Source organism: Saccharopolyspora tripterygii, assembly GCF_054778355.1.
Map to the genome: position 1 here is coordinate 65,402 of NZ_BAAGZP010000011.1, position 23,162 is coordinate 88,563.

The 23,162-nt window shown below is 70.3% G+C and carries 18 protein-coding genes and 1 pseudogene; 10 read left to right on the top strand and 9 right to left on the bottom strand.

Annotated elements, in window-relative coordinates; genetic code table 11:
- The first annotated feature begins 152 nt into the window (after positions 1 to 152).
- Positions 153 to 1,070 carry an esterase/lipase family protein gene (locus ACYVF3_RS10355; protein ID WP_461153997.1) on the top strand — a complete coding sequence of 306 codons (918 nt, stop codon included), beginning with the start codon at positions 153 to 155 and terminating at the stop codon, positions 1,068 to 1,070.
- Between the two features lie 348 nt (positions 1,071 to 1,418).
- On the top strand, positions 1,419 to 2,459 hold the full coding sequence (locus ACYVF3_RS10360; protein ID WP_461153998.1) for an alpha/beta fold hydrolase: 1,041 nt from the start codon (positions 1,419 to 1,421) through the stop codon (positions 2,457 to 2,459).
- 27 nt (positions 2,460 to 2,486) lie between these two features.
- Here the strand turns inward: ACYVF3_RS10360 and ACYVF3_RS10365 are convergent, their stop codons facing one another.
- Positions 2,487 to 3,410, bottom strand: coding sequence for an alpha/beta hydrolase (locus ACYVF3_RS10365; protein ID WP_461153999.1), 924 nt, complete (start codon positions 3,408 to 3,410; stop codon positions 2,487 to 2,489).
- Between the two features lie 530 nt (positions 3,411 to 3,940).
- Between ACYVF3_RS10365 and ACYVF3_RS10370 the strand changes: the two genes are divergently transcribed.
- From ACYVF3_RS10370 to ACYVF3_RS10385, 4 genes and pseudogenes are all read left to right on the top strand, one after another.
- Positions 3,941 to 5,308, top strand: coding sequence for a PepSY-associated TM helix domain-containing protein (locus tag ACYVF3_RS10370; RefSeq protein ID WP_461154000.1), 1,368 nt, complete (start codon positions 3,941 to 3,943; stop codon positions 5,306 to 5,308).
- Between the two features lie 68 nt (positions 5,309 to 5,376).
- Positions 5,377 to 6,876 (top strand): type I 3-dehydroquinate dehydratase, encoded by a 1,500-nt coding sequence (locus ACYVF3_RS10375; RefSeq protein ID WP_461154001.1) that lies wholly within the window; start codon positions 5,377 to 5,379, stop codon positions 6,874 to 6,876.
- Positions 6,877 to 6,894: 18 nt separating this feature from the next.
- On the top strand, positions 6,895 to 8,115 hold the full coding sequence (locus ACYVF3_RS10380; protein WP_461154002.1) for an acyl-CoA dehydrogenase family protein: 1,221 nt from the start codon (positions 6,895 to 6,897) through the stop codon (positions 8,113 to 8,115).
- Between the two features lie 223 nt (positions 8,116 to 8,338).
- A pseudogene (locus ACYVF3_RS10385) lies at positions 8,339 to 9,517 on the top strand (cation:dicarboxylate symporter family transporter); the annotation flags it as partial.
- A 240-nt stretch (positions 9,518 to 9,757) separates the two neighbouring features.
- Here ACYVF3_RS10385 and ACYVF3_RS10390 read toward each other — a convergent pair.
- Positions 9,758 to 11,767, bottom strand: a complete 2,010-nt coding sequence (locus ACYVF3_RS10390; protein ID WP_461154003.1) for an FAD-dependent oxidoreductase — start codon at positions 11,765 to 11,767, stop codon at positions 9,758 to 9,760.
- The gene (locus ACYVF3_RS10395; protein ID WP_461154004.1) at positions 11,767 to 12,396 is read right to left on the bottom strand and encodes a TetR/AcrR family transcriptional regulator; all 630 of its coding nucleotides are present in this window, start codon (positions 12,394 to 12,396) and stop codon (positions 11,767 to 11,769) included. The genes ACYVF3_RS10390 and ACYVF3_RS10395 overlap by 1 nt, the downstream gene beginning before the upstream one ends.
- 186 nt (positions 12,397 to 12,582) lie before the next feature.
- Here ACYVF3_RS10395 and ACYVF3_RS10400 point away from each other — a divergent pair, with 186 nt between their 5' ends.
- Positions 12,583 to 13,464 (top strand): aldo/keto reductase, encoded by an 882-nt coding sequence (locus ACYVF3_RS10400; RefSeq protein ID WP_461154005.1) that lies wholly within the window; start codon positions 12,583 to 12,585, stop codon positions 13,462 to 13,464.
- A gap of 7 nt (positions 13,465 to 13,471) precedes the next feature.
- On the opposite strand, the gene ACYVF3_RS10405 is transcribed toward ACYVF3_RS10400, so the two are convergent.
- Positions 13,472 to 14,383, bottom strand: a complete 912-nt coding sequence (locus ACYVF3_RS10405) for a glutaminase (RefSeq protein WP_461154006.1) — start codon at positions 14,381 to 14,383, stop codon at positions 13,472 to 13,474.
- Positions 14,384 to 14,706: 323 nt separating this feature from the next.
- Here ACYVF3_RS10405 and ACYVF3_RS10410 point away from each other — a divergent pair, with 323 nt between their 5' ends.
- Complete coding sequence (locus tag ACYVF3_RS10410; RefSeq protein ID WP_461154007.1) at positions 14,707 to 15,726, top strand: hypothetical protein; 1,020 nt, start codon at positions 14,707 to 14,709, stop codon at positions 15,724 to 15,726.
- 67 nt (positions 15,727 to 15,793) lie between these two features.
- Here the strand turns inward: ACYVF3_RS10410 and ACYVF3_RS10415 are convergent, their stop codons facing one another.
- Positions 15,794 to 16,747, bottom strand: a complete 954-nt coding sequence (locus ACYVF3_RS10415; RefSeq protein ID WP_461154008.1) for a TetR/AcrR family transcriptional regulator — start codon at positions 16,745 to 16,747, stop codon at positions 15,794 to 15,796.
- A 239-nt stretch (positions 16,748 to 16,986) separates the two neighbouring features.
- Here ACYVF3_RS10415 and ACYVF3_RS10420 point away from each other — a divergent pair, with 239 nt between their 5' ends.
- Together ACYVF3_RS10420 and ACYVF3_RS10425 are read left to right on the top strand one after the other, a co-directional pair.
- Positions 16,987 to 17,574 carry a GNAT family N-acetyltransferase gene (locus ACYVF3_RS10420; protein ID WP_461154009.1) on the top strand — a complete coding sequence of 196 codons (588 nt, stop codon included), beginning with the start codon at positions 16,987 to 16,989 and terminating at the stop codon, positions 17,572 to 17,574.
- Positions 17,575 to 17,626: 52 nt separating this feature from the next.
- The gene (locus ACYVF3_RS10425; protein WP_461154010.1) at positions 17,627 to 18,505 is read left to right on the top strand and encodes an alpha/beta hydrolase; all 879 of its coding nucleotides are present in this window, start codon (positions 17,627 to 17,629) and stop codon (positions 18,503 to 18,505) included.
- A gap of 197 nt (positions 18,506 to 18,702) precedes the next feature.
- Here the strand turns inward: ACYVF3_RS10425 and ACYVF3_RS10430 are convergent, their stop codons facing one another.
- The 4 genes from ACYVF3_RS10430 to ACYVF3_RS10445 all read right to left on the bottom strand — a co-directional run bounded on the left by ACYVF3_RS10430 (position 18,703) and on the right by ACYVF3_RS10445 (position 23,112).
- Positions 18,703 to 19,443 (bottom strand): sunset domain-containing protein, encoded by a 741-nt coding sequence (locus tag ACYVF3_RS10430; protein ID WP_461154011.1) that lies wholly within the window; start codon positions 19,441 to 19,443, stop codon positions 18,703 to 18,705.
- A gap of 249 nt (positions 19,444 to 19,692) precedes the next feature.
- Positions 19,693 to 21,171, bottom strand: coding sequence for an SDR family oxidoreductase (locus ACYVF3_RS10435; protein WP_461154012.1), 1,479 nt, complete (start codon positions 21,169 to 21,171; stop codon positions 19,693 to 19,695).
- 88 nt (positions 21,172 to 21,259) lie between these two features.
- Positions 21,260 to 21,895 (bottom strand): response regulator, encoded by a 636-nt coding sequence (locus tag ACYVF3_RS10440; protein ID WP_461154013.1) that lies wholly within the window; start codon positions 21,893 to 21,895, stop codon positions 21,260 to 21,262.
- Positions 21,892 to 23,112 (bottom strand): sensor histidine kinase, encoded by a 1,221-nt coding sequence (locus ACYVF3_RS10445; RefSeq protein WP_461154014.1) that lies wholly within the window; start codon positions 23,110 to 23,112, stop codon positions 21,892 to 21,894. Before ACYVF3_RS10445 ends, ACYVF3_RS10440 begins: the two co-directional genes overlap by 4 nt.
- Between the last annotated feature and the right edge of the window lie 50 nt (positions 23,113 to 23,162).

A 23,162-nucleotide genomic window follows, 5' to 3' on the forward strand; every position in this document is an offset into this window, starting at 1 on the left:
TCGATCACCGGGGTGGCCCGCCTCCCGGCTCCCCTCAGCTCCACCGGTTCGCGCGCATCCACGCGAAAGCCTTGTGCGGCAGGCGGAGCGGAGGTATCGATGTTCGCAAGCCGGTGTGCTTGTGACCGGGACCACCCGACGAAGGGCCGTCCATGCGCGCATCTCGCCTCGCTCTCACCGCCGTAGCCGCCGCCGTCATGGCCTTCTCCGCCACCACCCCTGCCGCAGCCGCCGAGCCGCTGCCCGTCCCGTACCAGTTCTTGCCGTCGGCGATCGCCGCGGGGGCGCAGGTCAACGCGCCGGGCACGAACGACTGGGCGTGCAGACCGTCTCCCGAGCACCCGCGTCCGGTCGTCCTGGTGCACGGGACCGGCGGGAACAAGTCCACGAACTGGGCCACCTACGGTCCGCTGCTGAAGAACGAGGGCTACTGCGTCTTCGCACTCACCTACGGAGCTCCGGTGTCCTCGCCCACCGGCCACGACGCGCTCGGCGGCCTCGGCGACATGCGCGCCAGCGCCGCCCAGCTGGCGAAGTTCGTGGACGAGGTGCGCACGGCCACCGGCTCCGACCAGGTCGATCTCGTCGGTCACTCGCAGGGAACGCTGATGCCGGCGCACTACGTCAAGTTCCTCGGCGGAGCTTCGGCGGTGCACCACTACATCTCGATCGCGCCCGCGTGGAACGGCACGGGCACGGATCCCGTCCGGCCGTTGAGCGCGCTGGCGAACGCGTTCGGCCTGCAGGTCCCGGTGTGCGGCGCCTGCCCGCAGATGCTCGCCGGATCGCAGTTCCTCGCCGACCTGCACGAGGGCGGCCTCGCCTCTCCCGGCGTGGACTACCTCAACATCATGACCAGGTACGACGAGCTGGTCGTCCCGCACACCTCCGGAGCGGCGCCGGGCATGACGAACACCGTCATCCAGGACCTATGCCCGCAGGACTTCTCCGACCACTTGCAGCTCGCCGCTGACCCCAACGCGGCCCGCCTGGTCCTCAACCGGCTCGATCCGGCGAACGCCCAGCGCGTCGAGTGCCGGCCCCAGCTCCCGGCGGTCGGCGGTGCGTGACGTCCCGGGTTGATTTCATTCACCACTGATCCCATCGCGGGGACCATCAGAATGCGAGTTTTGGTTACTCGTTGAAGTCAGGCGATCGCGGAGACAGTCAGCCTGTTAACCCGTGTGAGTGTTCGACTTGAAGGCTCTGTAACCGTCGGTTACGTTGGTCGAGACATCACGGTTCGGTCACGGCGTCGAGATCTCCCCCGACAGCGGCGTCGTGGCCGGACCTCCATCCCCGACACGGAAGGCGCACGTGGGCAACCTCCGCTACGCAGGCCGGTGCTCCCCCGAGCCGGCATTCGCAGCCGAGCAGACCTGCGGCGCGAGCGCGCCCGAGCCGGAGGCGGTGCGCCCGTGGTGACCGTTCCCCTGGGGTCGCCGCAGGCCGCCCTCGGCGCCCGGGTCCGGACGATGGCGCGGCGCGTGCGCGGTTCCGCGTCCGGCCTCGCCCTGCGCTTCACCAGCGGCACCTCCGCGCCGGCCCCGACCGCGGATCCGGTGTCGCGCTCAGCGGAGGAAGCAGCGGTGGGCGTCGCCGCATCCGATGGCGTGCCGCTGCACGTGGAGGTCACCGGGGATCCGCGATCGCCGGTGACCGTGGTCCTCGCCCACGGGTTCTTGGCGGACAATGACTTCTGGCACTTCCAGCGCTCGTCGCTCGCCCGCAGGGCGCGGGTGGTCTCCTACGACCACCGGGGCCACGGCCGGTCCGAGACGGGCGGGATGTCCGCCCTCACCCTCGACCAGCTCGGCGAGGACCTGGCAGCGGTGCTCGACCAGGCCGCTCCCGAAGGTCCGGTGGTGCTGGTGGGGCACTCGATGGGCGGCATGGCGATCCTCGCGCTCGCCGAGCAGCGCCCCGAGCTCTTCGGCGACCGCGTGGTCGGCGTCGGCCTGGTGACGACGGCGGCGGCACCGGTCAACGGCCGCGCCCTGCTCCCGCCCGAGGCGGCCAACCTCGTGCTGGCCGTCATCGACCGGCTGCGGCTGACCTCCGTCTCGTGCCGCGCCCTCAGGCGTGCGGCCCTCGCCACGGCGCGGGCCTTCTCGTTCGCCTCCCGGGTACCGCCGTCGCTGGTGGATTTCGTCCTGCAGCTCACGCGGTCGAATCCGGTCCACGCGCTGGTGGCGCTCATCCCCCAGTTCCTGACCCTGGACAAGCGCGCGGCGCTGCCGGTTCTCGGCCGGGCGGCAACGCTCGTCGTGGGGGCCGGGAACGACGTCACGATCGCGCCGGAGCACAGCGCGGCGATCGCCCGAGCCGTACCTGGATCCGAACTGGCGATGATCCCGAACGCGGGCCACATGCTCCCCCTGGAACACCCCGCGGCTCTCGACGCACTGCTCGAGGGCCTCATCACCCGCGCCACCGAACCCCGGCCCAGCGCCGGCTGAGGCGAAGAAACACCTTCGGCGACAGCATCATTCGTCCGAGTGCAGTGCTCGGCGGAGAGCGTCGAGGGTTTCGGTCGCCTGGCGTTGCGACACCGCTGCACCCGTGACCACCGCCGACCGGTGGAAAGTCCCGGGGAACAAGTGCAGCTCCACCGACACTCCCGCGCGCAGCAGCGCGGAGGCGTAGGCCAAGCCCTCGTCGCGCAGCGGATCGTTCTCGTACACCGAGACGTACGCGGGCGGAAGTCCCGTCAGATCGTCGGCGCGAGCCGGTGCGGCGTACGCGGGAACACTCCCGCTCCACCCGCGCAGGTAGTGCTGCCAGCTCAGCACCGCGTCGGCGTGGTTCCACAGCGGTGTGTCCTCGAAGGCGCGCACCGAGGACGTCTCGATCCGGTCGTCGACCTCCGGGGCGTCGAGCACCTGGAAGCGCACCGGCGGACCACCCCGGTCCCGGACGACCAAGGTGAGCGCGGCGGCGAGCCCGCCACCCGCGCTCATCCCGTAGACCCCGATGCGCGCCGGGTCCACGCCCAGCGCGACCCCCTCGGACGCGGTCCAGCGCAGAGCCGATTCGCAGTCCCGCAGCGCCGCCGGGTACGGGTGCTCGGGCGCCAGCCGGTAGTCGACCGCGACGACGACCGCGGGCAGCTGCGAGCACATGTTCACCGCCTGCGCGGTGAGCGAATCCAGCCCTCCCATCACGAAACCGCCCCCGTGCAGCAGCAGCGCGGCAGGCAGTGGATCGGGTGCGCCGGACGGGCGGAAGACCCGGACCGCCACCCCGTCGACACCAGGAACCTCGTGCTCGCTGATGACGACCCCGCTGGTGTCGACCGGCGCTGCACGTGCGGCGAGCTCCGCCATCCGCCGGCGAGCTCCGTAGAGGTCGTGGATGTGCAGGTCCGGCCGCGCGGGCAAGGCTGCGGCCAGCTCGGGATCGAAGTGCACGACTCACCCCCGGGAACGCGACGTGCACCCCACGGTCGCACCCGCCCCGCTCCCCCGCCCACCGCAACCCGGCCTCACCGCGCACGGGCATCAGCGGGGACGTACGCGGTGGCCCCAGCACAGGTCCGGTACGAGATCGGGAGCGCCACACGAGGTTGATCGCCGTCGCCCATCACGGCTCTCGATACCGCCAACCGGGTTCAGCATCGCGCATGACGAGCGCCAATCCATTTCCCGTTGCTCTTCAATCATAACGGCGGTTAGGATTCCCGTTGGTCGGCGCGAATTCCTTCTCGTCGCTCCGCCGATTGTGTTGGAAATCCGCCCGTTTCGGCGGAACCTCCGGTGGTGACGGTTCAGACGCCTTTCGTCCTGCGATCATTGTCCCGGAATGCGAACCGGGATCAGCATGGTGCTGTGCGGAAATCCGAGCGTTCGCGGACTTCGCTGCGCCATCGGATCGAAATGCTCTCGGAATTCCTGAGTTCTCCCCTTCCTGAACGTCGACCACCACTCACCTGAGGGATTGCATGGCACCTCCCACCACTGGCCGAGCACAGATCCCGGACGAGGTGCCGCACGCCGACGGCGCGGCACTGACCGACACCGTCGGCACGCGCTCGGGCCTGGCAGCCGTCGCCCGTCGCGTGCACTTCATCGCCGGGCTCGCCGTCGCTCCCTTCTTGGCCGTCATGTGCCTCACCGGACTCGCCAACGCGTTCACGCCGCAGATCGTCAACGCGGTGCACGGGCAGGAGTTGTTCGCCGACAACACCGCCGGTGAACCCGGTCCCGCGTCCGAGCAGGTCGCCGCAGCGCTCTCGCAACATCCGCAGGCGACGCTGAAAGCCGTTCTCCCGCCCGCCGAACCCGGCCGCACGACCGGTGTCGTCCTGTCGACGACAGGACTTCCCGACATCGACCGGTTCTCCGACGAGGACCTCACCGTCTACGTCAACCCGCACACCAACCGCGTGCAGGGCGAGCTCACGACGGTGAAGGACCGGACGCCCACGCAGGTGTGGCTGCGCAACGTCCACGGGAACCTGCACCTCGGCCAGGTGGGCAGGGTCTACTCCGAGTTCGCGACCAGCTGGGTGCCGGTGATCGTCGTCTGCGGTCTCGTCCTCCGGCTCGCACACGGGCGCCGGTCCGGAACGGTCACGCCACGGGCGCGCACCCGCGCGCGGCACAGCACGTGGGGGCTGTGCCTCGGGCTCGGGCTCGTGGCGCTCGCCGTCACGGGCTTCTCCCAATCCCACTACGTCGGCGACCGCTTCGACCAGGTGCTCGCGAATCTCAGCTCCAGCGAACCGGAACTCGACACCGATGCCGTCGCCGTGCCACCGGGTGCGCAGCCCGTCGGCGTGGACCAGGCGCTGGAGGCGGCCCACGCCGACGGGCTGCGCGGAGAGCTGACCGTCACCGCACCGACCGAACCCGGCGAGGTCTTCGCGGTCGCGGAGACCGGTGACGGCTGGCCCGTCCAGAACGACCGCATCGCCGTGGATCCCCACACCGGGCAGGTGATCGACCGCGTCGCGTTCGAGGACTTCCCGCTGCTCGCCAAGCTCAACGTGCTCGGCATCAAGGCGCACGACGGAACGTTGTTCGGGATCGCCAACCAGGTCGTGGTGTCCACGCTCGCGCTCGGAACGCTGGTCCTGACCGGCTTCGCCTACCTGATGTGGTGGCGGCGTCGCCCGACCGGCGCGGCGTGGCCGTCCCCTCCGGGTCCGGTGTGGCGAGCGCTACCACGAGCAGCACTGATCGGGGCGGTGGTTCTCGGCGCGATCCTCGCCTGGGCGATGCCCGTCCTCGGCGTTTCCCTCATCGGATTCCTCGTCCTCGACTCGATCATCAGGGCCGCCGAGCGCCGTCCGCACCAGAAGTGGTGACACCAGCGAATCAACAGGAGACCTCCGCGATCCGATTCAGCCATCCGTACGACTGGGAGGCGACATCCATGCGCGCTGGATCAGATGCGCAGTGCGACAGAGCCGCGATCAACGCTGTTCTCACCGAACGACCGCCATTCCGCGCAGAAGAATTGAGCGATCTGCGAGCGGATGCGGATCTCGTCGAGGTGCGCGCTGATCTTCTCGGTGAGATGAACACCGCACGACTCCGTGAGCATGTCGGCGGTCGTCTCGTCTACTGCCTTCGCAGTTCCGACCGAGGAGGGGCTTTCGACGGCTCGCCCGCACAGCGACGAGCGCGATTGCTCACGGCAGCCGAGCACTACGACATCGTCGATCTGGAGGCCGGGCGCGACCTCGTCCCCGAGCTGCTGGAGCGACTTCCGCCGCATCGGCGTCGCCTGTCCTGGCACGGGGTCGCCGCAGATCAGGACGTGCTGCACGAGCAGTTCACCCGGATGACCGCCGCGGGTGCCGCGCACTACCTGCTCACCACGGTCACCTCGCGGGCCGAACACGCCCTGGTGCCGCTGCGGTTCCTCCGCGGTCTCGGCCGGTCGGACGTCACCGCGTTCGGGACCGGACCGTCCGGCTTGTGGAGCCGCCTGCTCGCGCCCCACCTCGGTGCGCCCGTCGTGTTCGGCGGGGTCGGCGACGAGACCGAGCTGCCCACCGTCCAGCAGCTGGTGACCGACTACGGATTTCCGCGGATGCGAGAGCTGAACGCGGTCTGCGGGATCGTCGGCCGGTCGGTGCTGCGGTCGGTGTCACCGCGCGTGCACAACGCCGGCTACCGCGCTTTGGACATCCCCGCGCTGTACTTGCCGTTCCAGGTGGAGGACTTCGAGTCGTTCTGGAGCGAGGTGGCCGAATCCGGTCTCGCCGAGCTCGGCCTGCCCTTGAGCGCGGCCACCGTCGTCGCTCCGCACAAGGAGTCCGCGCTCGCGGTCGCGGACACCGCCAGCCCTGCGGCGCACGGTTCGGGGTCGGCGAACTCGCTGGTCCGCCACGGTGGCTCCTGGCACGCCGACACCTCCAACAGCCCGGCCATCAGTCGCGCCCTGGCCCGCGAACAGGTGCCGGTCGCCGGCCGCAAGGCCGCCGTGATCGGCTGCGGCGGCGCGGGACGTGCCGCTGCCCTGGCGCTCGCCGCGCTCGGGGCGGATACCGTGCTCGTCAACCGCGACCCGAGTCGAGGACGTGCCGTCGCCGAGGAGCTGGGTCTCGGCTTCATCCCCCTCGAGGACTTCCACGCCACCGGGTATTCGCTCCTCGTGCACGCGACCCCGATGACCGACCGGGCCCCGTTCCATCCGGCCCAGCTCCCGGACGACGCCGTCGTCGTGGACATGGTCTACGCCCCGGAGGAGACCGCCGTGAGCATCGGCGCTCGCGATCGCGGGCTCGCCGTCATCGACGGGTGGGACGTGCTCCTCGCCGACGCCGGTTGCCAGTTCCGCTTCATGACCGACCACGAGATCCCCGCCGAGCAGACCCGAGCGCTGCTGCACGCCGCGCGGATCTCCCGGCGAACCCAGCACCGCTGACGGCAGGAAGGATCACCCGTGAACCTCGAGACGATCTCCGAAGCACCGCGGCTGCACGACCTCGGCCCTCGCAGCCGGGAGTTGCTCGACCGCGTCGGCGAAGTCGCCGGGGCGTGCGCGGGGCGCGCCGACGAGCACGACCGCGCGGCGACGTTCCCCGGCGAGGACTTCGACGATCTGGCCGCCGCCGGGCTGAACGCGGCGACCGTTCCCCGCGAGCACGGCGGTCTGGGGCTCGGCCCGCTGAACGGCGACACGCTGACCCTGTGGCTGATGACCAAGGAGCTCGCCAAGGCCGACCTGTCCTTGGGCCGTTGCTGGGAGGGGCACGCCAATTCGCTCGTCCTGCTCCAGGCGCTGGCCTCCGAACAGCAGCAGGCCCGCTGGTTCGACGGGATCGTGCGCGGCGGCGAGAAGTGGGTGGCCTGGAGCGGAGAGCCCCAGGCGCGAAAACCGGGCGAGGGGAACAGGTTCGGCACCAGCATCACCGCCGTCGACGGCGGGTGGGTGCTCGACGGGTCGAAGGCGTTCGCCACCAGCGCGACCGGCGCGGACTGGGCGATCCTGCTGGTGAACACCGCGGGTCCCGGAGGAGCCCGGCACGCCGACGGTCCACCCGAAGGGCTGCTCCTGCTGGCGTGCGATCTCTCCGATCCCACGGTCATCGTGGACGATTCGTGGTGGGACCCGATCGGCATGCGCGCCACCGCGAGTCACGTCGTCGAGTTCCACCAGACGTTCCTGCCCGAGGAACACCTCATCGGCACTCCCGGCGCCTACCTGCACGAGGGGTGGCAGAGCGCCTTCACCCCGCACTACGCGGCTAGCTTCCTCGGTGCCGCGGAGGGCGCCTTCGACTACGCGCTGGAGTACCTGCTGCGGCAGGAGAAGACCGCCGATCCCTACGTCCAGCAGCGCGCCGGTTCCATGGCGGTCAACATCGACACCGCGCATCTCTGGCTCGCGCACGTCGCTCGCCTCTGGGACGCCGGTGACCGCGCCGGTGCTCAGCGGTCGGGCAACCGGGCGCGCCACCTCGTCGAGCACCTCGCGCTGGAGACGGTCGACCACTGCGTCCGAGCGTGCGGGGCGCGCAGCCTGGTCCGCCCCAGCCCGGTCGAACGAATCCTGCGCGACCTCACCTTCTACGCGCGCCACGACAACGACGACCACGTCCTGGCCACCATCGGGCGCGCCGCCCTCGGCCAGACCCACGATTCGTCGTTCTTCAAGCCCTGACCCGCGCGCAGGCCTTCGCCCTGGATGCGGTCGCACGCCGGACTGATCGGGGACCCGAACGGTCTTCCGGCCCACCCCTGGGAACCGATTCGCCTTCAACGCTTTGTTGATCGCGCTGCGCTGCGAGTTTCCCGCGGATCACACCTTGACGCGCCCCGTACAGCGATTCACACTTCACGACACTGCCTGAAAGTATATTTCCGGATAACGGAATGAGGCGATCGTGTCCGCAGCTTCGGCGCAAGCATCGCGAAGTCCGATTCGCAGCGTCCTGTCCTCGTTGTTCGTCCAGGTCCTCATCGCCGCCGCCCTCGGCATCCTCGTCGGCCACCTCTGGCCGAGCTTCGGCGAATCGCTGAAGCCGGTCGGTGACGGGTTCATCCGGCTGATCAAGATGGTGATCGCCCCACTGATCCTCTCCGTCGTGGTCGTCGGGATCGCCAAGGCCGGCGACATGCGCTCGGTGGGGCGGATCGGGCTCAAAGCCCTGATCTACTTCGAAATCGTCACCACGGCAGCACTCGCGCTCGGCCTCGTCGCGGGCAACGTCGTCCAGCCGGGCGCCGGTCTCAACGTCGACCCGAGCACCCTGGACGCCTCCGGCGTGGAGGCCAAGACGCACGGCGAGCAGATGCCCGGCGCCGCGGACTTCGTGCTGCACATGATCCCGGAGAGCGCCGTCGGTGCCTTCGCCGACAACGAGCTGCTCCAGGTCCTGCTGCTCGCGGTGCTCTTCGCCGCGGGCCTGCTGCACGTGGGAATCGACCGCGCCCCGCAGGTCTTCCACTTCATCGAGTAGACCGGCGAGATCATCTTCAAGATCATCGGCTACGTGATGCGGTTGGCGCCGATCGCGGTGTTCGGCTCGATGGCCTACCTGATCGGGCAGTACGGCCTGTCCTCGCTGTCGACCTACGCCAAGCTGATCGCCGCCTGCTACGGCGCGGCAGCGCTGTTCATCGTCGTGCTCGGCCTCCTCCTGCGCGCGTTCACCGGGTTGAGCCTGATCCGCTTCGTGCGGTTCACGCGCGAGGAGTTCGCGTTGGCCGTGGGCACCGCCTCCAGCGAGTGCGTGATGCCGCGCATGATGGAGAAGCTGGAGCGGGCCGGTTGCCGCAAGGAGGCCGTCGGCCTCGTCGTGCCGACCGGGTACTCGTTCAACCTCGACGGCGCGTCGATCTACCTGTCGCTGGCCACGCTGTTCATGGCGCAGGCCGTGGGCGTCGATCTCACCGTCGGCCAGCAGATCACCGTCGTCCTCGTGCTCGTCCTGACCTCCAAGGGCATGGCGGGCGTGCCGGGTTCGGCCTTCATCGCGCTGTCGGCCACGGCGTCCGCGGTCGGGGTGATCCCGGTGGCGGCGGTCGCGCTGATCCTCGGCGCGGACCGGATCATGGACACCATGCGCGTGGTCACCAACCTCCTCGGCAACTGCGTGGCCACCTTCGTCGTGTCCAAGTGGGACGGAGCCTTCGACCCGGTGCGGGCCCGCGAGACCCTGGCGGCGCCCGAAGCTTCGGCGAAGCTGATGGCGTCCGAGCAGCAGGCGGAGAGTCCACCGAGCGCGGTCACGACGACCGGGAGCTCACCCGGTGACCGCCCGGGTCGCGCTACCGGACCTCCGGTGGCGCGACCCGGCGGGTCACAGCGCCGCGGCGGTTTCCGCGCCCTCTCTGATGGCGCGCTTGGCATCGAGCTCCGCTGCGAGCCCGGCGCCGCCGATCAGGTGCAGGCCATCGCGACCGGGGCCCAGCGCCGCGTGCAGGTCGCGCACGGATTCCTGGCCCGCGCAGATGACGACGTGGTCGACGTCGAGCACAGTGCGCTCGCCCGTCGCGGTGTCGGTGATGTGCAGGCCCTCGTCGTCGACGCGGTCGTAGGTCACTCCGCTGACGGATCGCACACCGGACTGCTTGAGGTGAGCGCGATGCGCCCACCCCGACGTCTTGCCCAGGCCGAGGCCCACCGGCGTGGTCTTGCGCTGCAGCAACCAGACCTCGCGCGCGGGCGCTCGCGATTCGGCGCGGGTGAGCCCGCCCCGGTGCTCCCGCGGATCGCCGACGCCCCAGTGGGCCTTCCACTCCCCCAGCGACTCCTCCTCGTGGGTGAGGAAGACCGCCATGTCCACGCCGATGCCCCCGGCGCCGACGACCGCGACCTTGCCGCCGGGAACGACGGTTCCGTTGAGGACGTCGGTGTAGGAGACGACCTTGGGGTGGTCGATGCCGTTGATCGAGGGCACCCGGGGCTGGACCCCGGTGGCCACGACGACGTCGTCGAACCCGGTCAGCGCGGCCTCGTCGGCGGTGGTGTTCAGCCGGACGTCGACGCCCAGGGTTTCCAGCCTGCGGGTGAAGTACCGCACGGTGTCGCGGAAATCGGCCTTGCCGGGGACCTGCATGGCGAGCCGGAACTGGCCGCCGATCACCGCGTCCTTCTCGAACAGCGTGACGTCCAGCCCCCGCTCGGCGGCCGAGACCGCGGCCGAGAGCCCGGCGGGACCGGCGCCGACGACCGCGACCCTCTTCTTCACGCGGGTGGGTGCGAGCACGAGCTCGGTCTCGTACCCACCGCGCGGGTTGACCAGGCAGGTGGCGCGCTTCTTGCGGAACACGTGGTCCAGGCAGCCCTGGTTGCAGGCGATGCAGATGTTGATCTCGTCGGCCCGGCCGGCAGCGGCCTTGCTGACGAACTCGGGGTCCGCCAGCAGCGGGCGGGCCATCGAGACCATGTCGGCGTGCCCGTCGGCGATGATCCGATCGGCCATCTCGGGGGTGTTGATGCGGTTGGAGGCGATGACCGGGACGTCGACCTCCGGCCGGAGCCGCGCGGTGCTGTCGATCCACGCACCGCGCGGGACCTGGGTGATGATCGTCGGGATTCGCGCTTCGTGCCAGCCGATTCCGGTGTTGAACACGTCGACCCCGGCCGATTCCAGGGACTTCGCCAGCTCCACCGTCTCTTCCCAGGTCTGCCCCTGCTCGACCAGGTCGAGCAGCGAGATCCGGTACTGGAGGAGGAAGTTCTCGCCGACCAGCTCGCGCGTGCGCTTGACGACCTCGATGGGGAAGCGCATCCGCTTGGCGGCCGTTCCGCCCCAGGCGTCCTCGCGGGTGTTGGTGCGCGCGGTGAGGAACTGGTTGATCAGGTAGCCCTCGGATCCCATGATCTCGACGCCGTCGTAGCCCGCCCGCTGCGCGAGCCTGGCCGCCTCCGCGAAGGCGGTCGCGGTCTTGTCGACGGACCGGGCCGACAGCGCACCGGGCTTGAACGGGTTGATCGGCGCCTTGATGGCCGAGGCGGAGGCGTTGGCAGGCGAGTAGGCGTAGCGGCCGGCGTGCAGGACCTGCAGCACGATCTTGCCGTCGTGCCGGTGGACCGCATCGGTGATCGTGCGATGCCTGCGGGCCTGCAGCCGGTTGATCATCGTGGACCCCAGCGGCCACAGCGCTCCGCGCAGGTTCGGCGAGTAGCCACCCGTCACGATCAACCCGACGCCGCCCTCGGCCCGCTCGGCGAAGTAGGCGGCGAGCTTCCCCGTGTCCCAGGGGAAGTCCTCCAGGCCCGTGTGCATCGAGCCCATCACCACGCGGTTGCGCAGCGTCGTGCCGCCGACCTGGATCGGCGAGAGCAGGTGCTGGTATTCGGTCATCACGCGTCCTTGAAGGCTCGGTAGGTCGCTCGTCCCATGAACTCCCCCAGTTCGTCCGCGGTCCACCCGTCGGCTCCGGCGAGCAACGAGCGCACCGCGGCCTCGCACGAGCACAGGAACAGCTCGATCAGCACGGGCAGCTTCCGGTCCAGGTCTGAGGTCTGCCACCACGCCAGCACAGCGGGCCGGAACCACTCGGTCGATCGCTGCTCCAGGTGCTCCCGCGCTTTCCGGAAGCACGCGGACACCGCGGGGTCGGGCGCACCGGTGAAGATCAGCCGCCACGGGTCCGGGTTGGCGGCGACGGCGGCCAGCATCGACCGGAACCCCTGCTCGAACGCCGCTTGCGGTCCGGGTGCTCCTCGGGTGCTGTGCAACGACTCGATCAGCGAGTCGACCAGCGCCGTGCCCTCGCGATCGAGCAGCGCCTCGACCATCTCGACGCGGTCGGAGAAGCACGCGTAGACCACCGGCCGCGTGACCCCGAGTTGCGCCGCCACGGAACCGACGTTCACCGCGCCGATGCCGTCCTGGACGGCGATGGTCAGCGCGGCGTCGAGCACCTGGGGCCTGCGCCGCTCCGGGCCCAGGTGCTGCGCCCTGGACCGCGCACCGCGTGTCTCCGCCAACCGGACTCCTCGAACTGAGCGGGAAGCACTTCCTGCACCACTGTAGCAATTTCCTTCATAGATGAATGAATGGCCCCATAGCCGCAGGTCGCGGCGGTTTTGACGCACGGGCTGCCACTTCACCCGACCGTGGTCGATGGGCGGCGCGGTCGCCCGGGCCCGCCCGACGGTCCTAGCGTGGGAGGCATGACCACGAACCTCACGCTGAACAACGGCGTCGAGATGCCCGCCCTGGGCTTCGGCGTCTTCCAGACCCCGCCCGAGGAGACCGTCGCCGCCGTCGAGTCCGCGTTGCGCACGGGATACCGGCACATCGACACCGCTGCCGCCTACGGCAACGAGCGCGAGGTCGGCGAGGGAATCCGCCGCAGCGGACTTGACCGGGACGAGATCTTCATCGAGACCAAGGTGTGGATCAGCGACTACGGTCACGAGCAGACGCTGCACGCGTTCGACAAGGGCGCGGGCAAGCTCGGCGTGGAGCAGATCGACCTGCTGATCCTGCACCAGGCCCTGCCCTCCCGGTTCGACCTCACCGTCGAGGCCTACCGGGCGTTGGAGAAGCTGCTCGCCGACGGCCGGGTGCGCGCGATCGGCGTCAGCAACTTCATGCGCGACCACCTCGACCGGCTCATCCGCGACACCTCGGTCGTGCCCTCGGTCAACCAGATCGAGGTGCACCCCTACTTCCGGCAGTCCGACGTGCTCGACGCCAACGCCGAGCACGGCATCGTCTCGCAGGCGTGGTCCCCCATCGGCGGCATCACCTTCTACCGCGAAGGCGAGCACACGAGCACGCTTCGGGACGGCACCGTCGTGCGCATCGCCGAGGAGCACGGGAAGACACCCGCTCAGGTCATGCTGCGCTGGGGACTCCAGCAGGGACGGTCGGTCATCCCGAAATCGGTTCGGCCGGAGCGGATCGAGGAGAACTTCGCGGTGTTCGACTTCGAGCTCAGCGAGATGGAGCTGACCGCCCTCGACGCGCTCGACACCGGAGTCCGGGGCGGCCCCGACCCGTCCGAGGTGACCCTCGAAGCCTTCGGCGTCGAGATCCCCGAGCCGTGAGCAGCCGTCAGAAGATCGACCAGCCGGTGAGGGTGGTGAAGTGGTCGAGCGCCGCGACACCGGCCACGGAGTTGCCGCGCGCGTCGAGCCCCGGGCTCCACACCGCGACCGCGCACCGGCCCGGCACGATCGCCAGGATCCCGCCGCCGACCCCGCTCTTGCCGGGAACGCCGACGCGGTAAGCGAATTCGCCTGCGGCGTCGTAGGTCCCGCAGGTGAGCATGATCGCGTTGATCCGCTTCGCCTGCCTGCTGGTCACCAGCTCCGCGCCGTCGCGGCGAACCCCGTGGGCGGCCAGGAACCGTCCGGCCAGCGCCAGATCTCGGCAGCTCATCTCGATCGAGCACTGCCGGACGTACTGGTCGAGGACCTCGGGCACGGGATTGCGCATGTTCCCGTAGGAGGCCATGAAGTGGGTGACCGCCAGGTTGCGGTCCGCATGGGCTGCCTCGGAGGCCGCGACCTCCTCGTCCACCCGCAGGTCCGGGTTCCCGCTCTCGGCGCGCAGGAAGGCCAGGAGATCACCGGAGGCGTCACCGACCTGGGAGATCAGCTCGTCGGTGACGATCAGCGCTCCGGCGTTGATGAAGGGATTGCGCGGGATCCCCCGCTCGCGCTCCAGCTGGGTCAGCGAGTTGAAGGCGTTGCCCGAGGGTTCCCGGCCGACGCGGCGCCACAGCGACTCATCGCTGCCTGCGAGCACGAGCGCGAGGGTGAAGACCTTCGAGATGCTCTGCATCGAGAACGCCGTCTCCCACTCACCCGCCCCGTGGACCTGACCGTCGATATCGGCGAGCGCGATGCCGAAACCTCCCGGGTCCACGCGGGCGAGCGCGGGGATGTAGTCCGCGGCGACTCCCGCTCCGCGCAACGGCGCGATTTCCTCGACGATCCGTTCGAGCACCTGGTTCAACTCCACGAGGAGCCATCATGTCATCGACCCGGAGACCGTCCGCACCGCTGGACGACTCGGCATCGGAGTGCGCTGAGCCGGCCCCCGGCCGCACGCGCGCGGGCGGCGGGACGAGGAGCGCGGTGCACTAGTCCACTACCTGACCGCACTAGCACGTTTCTCCTTTCACCCCAATCGTTTCCGCGTCGCATGAGACGGTGTACGCGTGCGGTGGTACGGTTCCCGCGCGGTCCGGCGGCGTACGACGCCGAACGGTCCGATCCGCTCGTGAACCCACCTCGGGGAGCGGCCGGGCGGGCCGTCTCCACCAGCGAAGGGAAGTGGACCGCGTGCCACAGACGAGCACCCCGCCGACGACCGGGCGGCTGCGCGCGGCCTGGACGTTGGTCCTGCTGACCACGGTGTGCGCGGAACTGACGTTCACGGCGGTCGCGGTGCCGTTCGTCTGGTTCCTCCTGCCGCTGCTGCTCGTGATGTACGGCGCGGGGGTCCTGCTGGTTCGAGAGCTCTTCACGCGCTCTCGCGGCGGCGGATGGCTGAGCCTGGTGCTGCTGGCCCTCGCCTACCAGCTGGCCGAGGACGGCCTCGGGCTGCAGGCCCTGACGAGCCCGCGGATCTACGGCGCGGCCGAGTGGGGCTGGCGGGCTCTCGGGATCAACTGGTCCTACTGGGAATCGCAGATCGGCGTGCACGTGGTGTTCAGCGTGCTCATCCCGGTCATGCTCACGAACCTGCTGTTCCCGGCCCATCGCGGCCGGCCCTACCTGCGCACCGGCGGTCTCATCGGGGTCGGTGCGCTGGCGGTGCTGGGAGTGCTCGGGCTGCGCGTGGTCATCTCCGCCACCGAAGACCCCGGATACGTGGCCCCCTGGGGGTGGACCACGGCGTTCCTGGTTCTCATGGCCGCGCTGATCGCGGTGGCGATGCGACTGCGGGCTCCGCGCGACTTGGCGCCGAGCGCGTCGTCAGCGCCGAAGCCTGCCGTCGTCGGTGTCGTGCTGGGGTTGGCGACCGTCGTCTTCCTGGCGCTGCTGCTGCCGCCCGGACTCGGACCGAACTCGCTGCTCGACAGCGTCGTCCCGCTACCGCTGCTGCTGGCCGCCGCAGCGCTGGTGGGCATCGCGACCGGGTGGTCGGTGCTGCGCTGGAGCGGCGCGGACGACTGGAGCGACCGGCACCGGGTCTGGCTCGCGGGCGGAATCCTGGTCGGTCACACAGCGTTCATGATTCCCGCCTCGCCGACCGCGACCATCACCGGGATCATCATCATCGTCGTTGAGGTGGCCTTGCTGATCGCGCTCGCCCGCCACCTCCGGACCCGTTCCACCGCAGCGACTTCCATCAGTTGACCCGATTGCTCTTGAGGTCCGGTCGCTTTCAGCGGGATCGCCTCCGGAACCACCGAGCGACCAGCGCCTAGGACCGACCAGATTCCTGGAGGAGCGCGGCGAAACCGTCGAGGTGGCGGTCGAGGCTGTAGTCGAAGAGCCCGTCGAGATCGGGAGTCGTCTCCTCGTGCACCCTCGCCAGCAAGGGGAACTTCCCGCCGGCGAAGAGCTCGTCGGCGCGGGCACGCTGCTCCACGAGCCACCGCGCGAGCGTCACCCCGGTCTCCTGCTCCGCTTCGACCTCGGCGGCCGCGGACATCGCCACGGTGAGCACCATCGAGTGCAGTCGCAGGGCTTCTCGCATCTGCGTGGTCACCGACAGGCCGAGGCCGTCGAGCGCGGCGAGCGTCCACTCGGTGTGCTGCATCATGTGGGGCGCGAGCACGGGGCGGGTGAACGACACGGCCTTGGGCAGCCAGGGATGCCGCAGGAACAGCGCCCACTGCCGGCGGGAGATCAGCTCCAGCTTGGCTCGCCAGCCCGCAGGGCCGGGAACCGGCAGCCGCACTTCGCCGAAGACCTCGTCGGCCATCTGCGCCACCAGTTCGTCCTTGTTCTGGACGTGGCGGTACAGCGACATCGGGCCCACGCCCAGTTCCGCCGCGACTCGCCGCATCGACACGGCGTCGAGCCCCTCCACATCGGCGATGGAGATGCCTGCGCGGAGGACCTGCTCCCGGCTGAGCCCGGGCCGGGATTCTTCCGGGCGGCGTGGAGGTCGTGAGCCCTGCCCGGACTGGCGCCTCCTGGCAGGGCGCGCGCTGACGACCGTGCCGGAACCGACCTTCGCCTCGACCAGCCCCTGCTCGCGCAGGTTGGCGAGGACCTTCGTCGCGGTCGCGACGGCCACTCCCCATCTACCCGCGATCTGACGCGTCGAGGGCAGGCGCTCCCCCGGCCGGAGTTCTCCGGACCGGATCCTCTCACCGATCTCCGCGGCGATCCGCACGTACGGCGGATCCGGTCGCACCTCCGACGCCATGCCGCGCCTCCTGTTCCCGCGAACTGACCAGCGCACCAACCGTACTAGTTCATAGCCGATTGGTCTAGCGCACTATTTCGATTGGACACTCCGTTTTCGTTGACCGTGACCCGACCGCTAATACAGTGTACGCAGATATCTGATACAGCGTACGCACTACGCGATCGGTTCGGAACTCGTTGACACTCACCGCAAGCCAGCTCTGCTCATCACCCACCATCCCCGCGAAGGGAATTCCCGTGCACGCTGCGCTAAGGCGCGCCACCCGCGCCGACCACGACGAGGTGGTGGACGTGCTGACCGAGGCGTTCGCCGAGGACCCGGTCGCCTGCTGGCTGTTCCCGGCGGCGGACAAACGACACCGCCGCCAAGAGCGCTTCTACCGCCACCAGCTCGCCCACCCCGCCGCCGAGGTCTACCTGACCGATCGCGGCAAGGGAGTTGCGCTCTGGCACGCGCTCACACCGGGCGAACCCGCCCAGGACGAAGCGCAGGAGCCGGACCTGGAGGCGGCTTTCGGCGACAGCGGACCGCGGCTGCACGCGCTGGGCCGGGCCCTGGCGCCGCGGCATCCCGACGACCGGCCGCACCTCTACCTGTTCTGCATGGGTGTGATCGGCAGCCAGCGAGGTTCCGGGCTGGGATCCGCGATGTTGCGGGACCGCCTGGAGCGGGCCGACGCCGACGGGACCGCCGCTTACCTGGAGGCCAGTTCCCCGCGCAGCCGCGCTCTCTACCTGCGCCACGGTTTCACCGATCTGGACGGGCCGGTGCGCCCGGCCGGCGGCCCGTCCCTCTGGCCGATGTGGCGCGAGCCGCAGCCCTGAGCACCCGATTGCCCCATCTCACGACCGAGCAGATCCACGGAGGGATCATCGAATGACCACCGACGACCGACCGACCCTGGTGTTCATCCACGGGACCAACTCCAACGCCTACGGCTGGTCCGGCCTGATCAACGAGCTCACCCTGCGCGGCCACCGGAGCGTGGCCGTCAACCTCCCCGGGCACGGGGACCACCAGTTCATCCCCCGCTCCTACCAGGCTCCGCAGGACCTGGAAGCGCTGGCGACCGAACCCTCTCCGCTGGCCGGGATCACCATCGACGACTACGTGGAGCACGTCGTGGAGGTGGTGCGCCGCGCCCGGCGCCGCGGGCCCGTGATCCTCGTCGGCTCCAGCCAGGGCGGCGTCACGGTGAGCAGGGTCGGCAACGCCGTTCCCGGTCTCATCGATCGCGTCGTCTACGTCGCCGCGTACTGCTGCGTCGACCTGCCGAACATGCTGTCCTACCTGGAGACGCCGGAGAACGCGGACAGCCTCCTGCCCCTGGTGGAGGCGATGAAGGTCGGCGATCCGGCGGAGCTCGGTGTCAGCCGGATCAACTGGCGCTCGGCCGATCCGGCCGCGTTCCACGCCATCAAGCACTGCCTCGCAGGCGATTTCACCGATGAGGCCGTGCTCTGGCTGGCCAACATGCTGGAACCGGACGAGACCGCCGCGATTCCCGCGACCGATGCCAGGGGCGAGGCGCACACCTGGGGCCGGGTTCCCCGCACCTACGTGCGCTTCACCGAGGACCGCTTGATCCCGCCCGCGCTGCAGGACCGCTTCATCGCCGAGGCGGACAGGCTGACCCCGGACAACCCGACCGACGTCCGCAGCGTCGCAGCACCCCACGTCGGCCCGTTCCACCGCCCGGAGCTGGTGGAGATCCTCGCCGAGCTCGCCGGCCCGGCCGCTGGCGCCGACTCGTGACGAGGGAGGAGATCGCCGTGCCGGACCTCTGCATCGCCGAAGAGGTGGTGCTGATCGCGCCCACGCAGTCAGCGGTCGGTGAGGAAGCGCAGTTTTCATGAAAACTTCTGTCCGCACGAAAGAGCCGGGTTGGGGGCGATCGGCCTGTCGCTCCCCAACCCGGCTCGGTGGGCCCGCGTGCGGGCTTGGTCCGGTGTTCAGTTCTGAATCGAGTTCTGCACCTTGCTGTTCCACGCGGCGAAGCCCGCGCGCTCGGCGTCCGCAGCGGAGCGGAACCAGACGGTGGCCTTGGTGCGCTCGTAGTACGGGGACTGCATCGTGTGGTACCGCTTGGACCGGGTGTTGCCCTTGACCCGGTAGCCGCGGTCCGGCGACTGCCCGTTCGGCTTCGCCCGCACCGCACCCGGGAACGGACCTGATTCCTCTTCCAGCACAACGGGTTCGGCCTCGATAGCGGCAACGCTGGTGCGGCTGGTCTGCACCGGGATGCTGTCGGTGACGTGCACCTCGCTGAGCTCCGCGAGGCCGAGGCCCGCCGCCCCACCTCGGGCCGGGTCGGTTCCCACGCTGCTGGAGATGAGCACCGTGACTCCGAGGCTGCCACCGATCTCGTTGGTCGACGCGAACGACGGGACCTCCGAGTCGGAGCGCGTGATCCGCGGCCGGTCCGCCACCGGTTCCGGCTGCGGCTGCGGGTGCGGGTGCGGGTGCACCCGCTCCGACTCGACCGAGACCGCCTCGATCGCTTCGGGTTCGCGCACCGCGGGAAGCACGATGTGCCCGCCGGGTCGCATCGGATGGGACAGGAACATCGAGCTCGCCAGCGAGCCCGTCATGAAGCACAGCAGGAGCAGCACGAACGTCCACGCAACGGGTGCGGAGCCGCCACCGAGCAGCGAGACGAACGCGAACGCTGCGGCGACCACCAGTGCTGCCACTGCCCACACCACCCACTGCCGCAGGCAGAGGGACGGTGCGCGGTGTCTTGACTTCGGCACGAGAACACTCCTAGGTCTCCTGAAGAGTGAAATGATCGGCTGGCGATGTTGTAACCAGTGCTGTCGCGCACAGCCACCGGAACTCACCCGTTCGCAGGGCACACACCGTCGAAATCACACGGTTGTGTCACTACCGCGAAACGCAAGGTCATGCATCCGCTGACCGTCCGCAGCGGGATTCGCACCGCTTCAGCCGCCGGCTCGCTCCCCCGCGCCGAGGGCGCTCGCGGCGCTCGTGATGTTGCGGGCCATCCCGCCGAACACCAAGCCGTGGAACGGCCACACCGCCGCCCAGTACAGCTGCCCGCTCAGCCCGTGCGGCTCGAACACCGCCCGCTGCCGGTACACCGCCCCGCCGTCGGGGCCGGGATCGACGCGCAGTTCGAGCCACGCACGGCCGGGCAGCTTCATCTCCGCGCGCAACCGCAGCAGCCGCGGGCGTTCCAGGTCTTCGACCCGCCACCAGTCCAGCGCTTCCCCGACGTGCAAGCGTCGCGGATCGCGACGGCCTCGCCGCAACCCCACCCCGCCGACCAGGCGGTCCGCCCAGCCGCGCACCGACCACGCCAGCGGGAAGGAATACCAGCCGTGCTCACCGCCGATCGACTCGACCACCTCCCACAGCGCCTCGGGCGAGGCTGTCGTGGCCTGCTCCCGCTCGTCCTCGTACACGCTGCCGCCGGTCCAGTCCGGGTCGCTGGGCAGCGGGTCGGACGGGGCCGCAGGCACGCTCGCGTCCGACCAGCGCGTCGGCACATCCGCGCTGCGCAACCGCGTCAGCGCGAGCCGGACCGCATCGTCGTAGCCAGTGAGGCCACCCGCCGGATCGGGGATGTGCTCAGCCACCGAGCGGTCGCGGCACACCACCTCGTGGATCAGCGATTCGATCAGCGGCACCGCGATCGACTTCGGCACCGGTGTCACGAGGTTGACCCACTGCGCCGACAACCACGGCGTCAGCAACGGGACCGGAACCACCACCCGGCGCGGCAGACCGGCCACCACCGCGTACCGGTGCATCATGCCCAGGTAGGTCAGCACGTCCGGCCCACCGATGTCGAACGCGCCGCCGACCTCCGACGACACCTCAGCCGCGCCCACGAGGTAATGCAGCACGTCGCGCACCGCGATCGGCTGAATCCGGTTGTGGACCCAGGCCGGCGTGACCATCGCCGGCAGCCGCTCGGACAGGTGCCGCAGCATCTCGAAGCTCGCCGAGCCCGATCCGATGATCACGGCTGCCCGGAGCACGAGCGTCGGCACTCCCGAGCCCGCCAGCACCTCCCCCACCTCGGTCCGCGACGCCAGGTGCGGGGACAGGTCCTGCGAACCGGGAACGATCCCGCCCAGGTAGACGATCCGTTCCACACCGGACGCTCGTGCCGCGCCGGCGACGTTGCGGGCGGCTTCGCGATCGGCGGCGACGAAATCCCGGCTGTTGAGCGAGTGCACGAGGTAGTACACGACGTGCTGGTCCGCAGTGGCTTCCGCCGTGCTCGCCGGGTCGAACACATCGCCCCGCACGACCTCGACCCGGTCGCGCCACTCCATCTCGTCGAGCTTGCGCGGGGAGCGGGCCAGAACCCGGACCTGATGTCCGGCATCCAGCAGCTCCGGCACCAACCGGCCACCGATGTACCCCGTCGCTCCCAGCACCACGCACCGCATACCGCGATGGTTCCCCGGAACGGCCCGCTCCGCAGCGCCACTCTCCACAGTGGATCACTCCGGGAGAACCGAGCGCTCGCGGGTGCTGTCAGCGTCGGATCAGGCCGAGCTGGGTGGCGGCGGCGATGGCCGCGGTGCGCGAATCGACTTCGAGCTTGGTGTAGATGCGGACCAGGTGCGACTTGATGGTCCCCTCCGTGAGGAACAGCCGCCGACCGATCGCCTGGTTCGACAGCCCGTCCGCGACCAGCGTCAGCACCTCGGTCTCGCGCCGGGTCAGGCTCGTTCCCGGGATGCGGAGGCGGTTCATCAGCCGGTCCGCGACCGCCGGAGCCAGCGTGGTCCGCCCGGCCGCCGCGGTGCGGACCGCCGCCGCGAGCTCCTCCGGCGGCGCGTCCTTGAGCAGGTAACCGGTCGCGCCGGCTTCGATGGCCGGGAGCGTGTCGGCGTCGCTGTCGTAGGTGGTGACGATCAGGACGCGCGGTGCGCCGGGCTTGGCGGTGATCTCAGCGGTCGCCTCCGCCCCGTTCATCCCTTCGCGGAACTGGAGGTCCATCAGGACCACGTCGACGTCGCCGTCGGCGGCCACCCTGACGGCCTCTTCGGCGGTGGCGGCCTCGGCCACCACGGTCATGCCGTCCTCGGTTTCGAGGACGGCGCGCAGCCCGGCGCGGACGACCGGGTGATCGTCGGCCAGGAGCAGTCGAATGGGTTCGTCGGTCACGAGCGGGCCTCGGGTGCGGTGTCGGGGGCGGTGCGGATCGGCAGGTGGGCGGCCAGGGCTGAGCCCCGACCGGGGGCGGATTCCACGTTGAAGGTCCCGCCGAGGGCGCGCACCCGGGCGCGCATGGCCGCCAGCCCGAACCCACCCGCCTCCGGGTCGGGGACGGGGAGCTCGTCGGCGTCGAATCCCCGCCCGTCGTCGACGACGTCCACGGCGATGTGGTCGCCCAGGTAGCTCAGCGTCACCTCCGCGGTGGCGGCCTCCCCGTGGCGAACGCTGTTGGCGAGCGCGGATTGCGCGATGCGCAGCAGCGCGACCTCGTGCGCGGTCGGCAGCGGCACGGGTTCCCCGGCCAGGTGGAAGCGGGCCGCGATGTGGTGCCTCGTGCTGGTGATCGCGCACAGGCGCTCCAGCGCACCCGCCAGGGTGGTGCCCTCCAGCGTCGGCGGGGCGAGCGCGGCGACGAAGCGGCGCACCTCGGCGAGGTCGTCGGCCGCGGCCTGCCGCGCCTGGTCCACGTGGCGGGCGGCGTTGTCGGGTGCGTCGGGCAGCGCGCGTTCGGCGGCGCGCAGCAGCAGCAGGACGCTGGAGAGCCCTTGGGCGACGGTGTCGTGGATCTCGCGGGCCAGGCGTTCGCGCTCGGCCAGCACCCCGGCGGTGTGCTGGGCCGCGGCGAGATCGGCGCGAGTGGTCGTCAGCTCCTGGATCAGCTGCCTTCGCTGCTCGCTCTCCCGGTAGAGCGTCTGATACCCCCACACGACCGCGACGGCGACAGCAGCCCCGATGGCCGGTCCGATCACCATCGCGGCACCGAACCGGCCTTGGTGCACCGCGAAGCCGGTGATCGCCGCCGCCGCGGTGAGCACCACGGCGACCAGCCCGGCCCGGCGCGGCAGCAGGTGCAGCTGGAGCAGGTACAGCGGGAACGCCAGCCACACCCCGTCGGCCGACAGCGCCAGCAGCACCAGCCACGCGATCCCCACGACGGCGAGCCACAGCGCGGCGGCCCGGCCCGAACGACTCACCCGGGGCAGCGCGGGCCCGGCCGCGTAGATCAGCCCGCAGACCACCGCCGCGGCGACGACGAAACCCCCGTGGGGGTGGTGATCGGCCAGCGCGCGGCCGACGGCCAGCACGAGCAGGCCGGCGACGAGCAGGTGCAGGCACAGCGTCAAGGCCCGAATCGCGGGCGCCCGGCCGGGAACGATCGTATTCACAGTCCGTCCAGTCTAAGTCGGCTGACCCCGCGCGGCCTCTATCGAAAGTG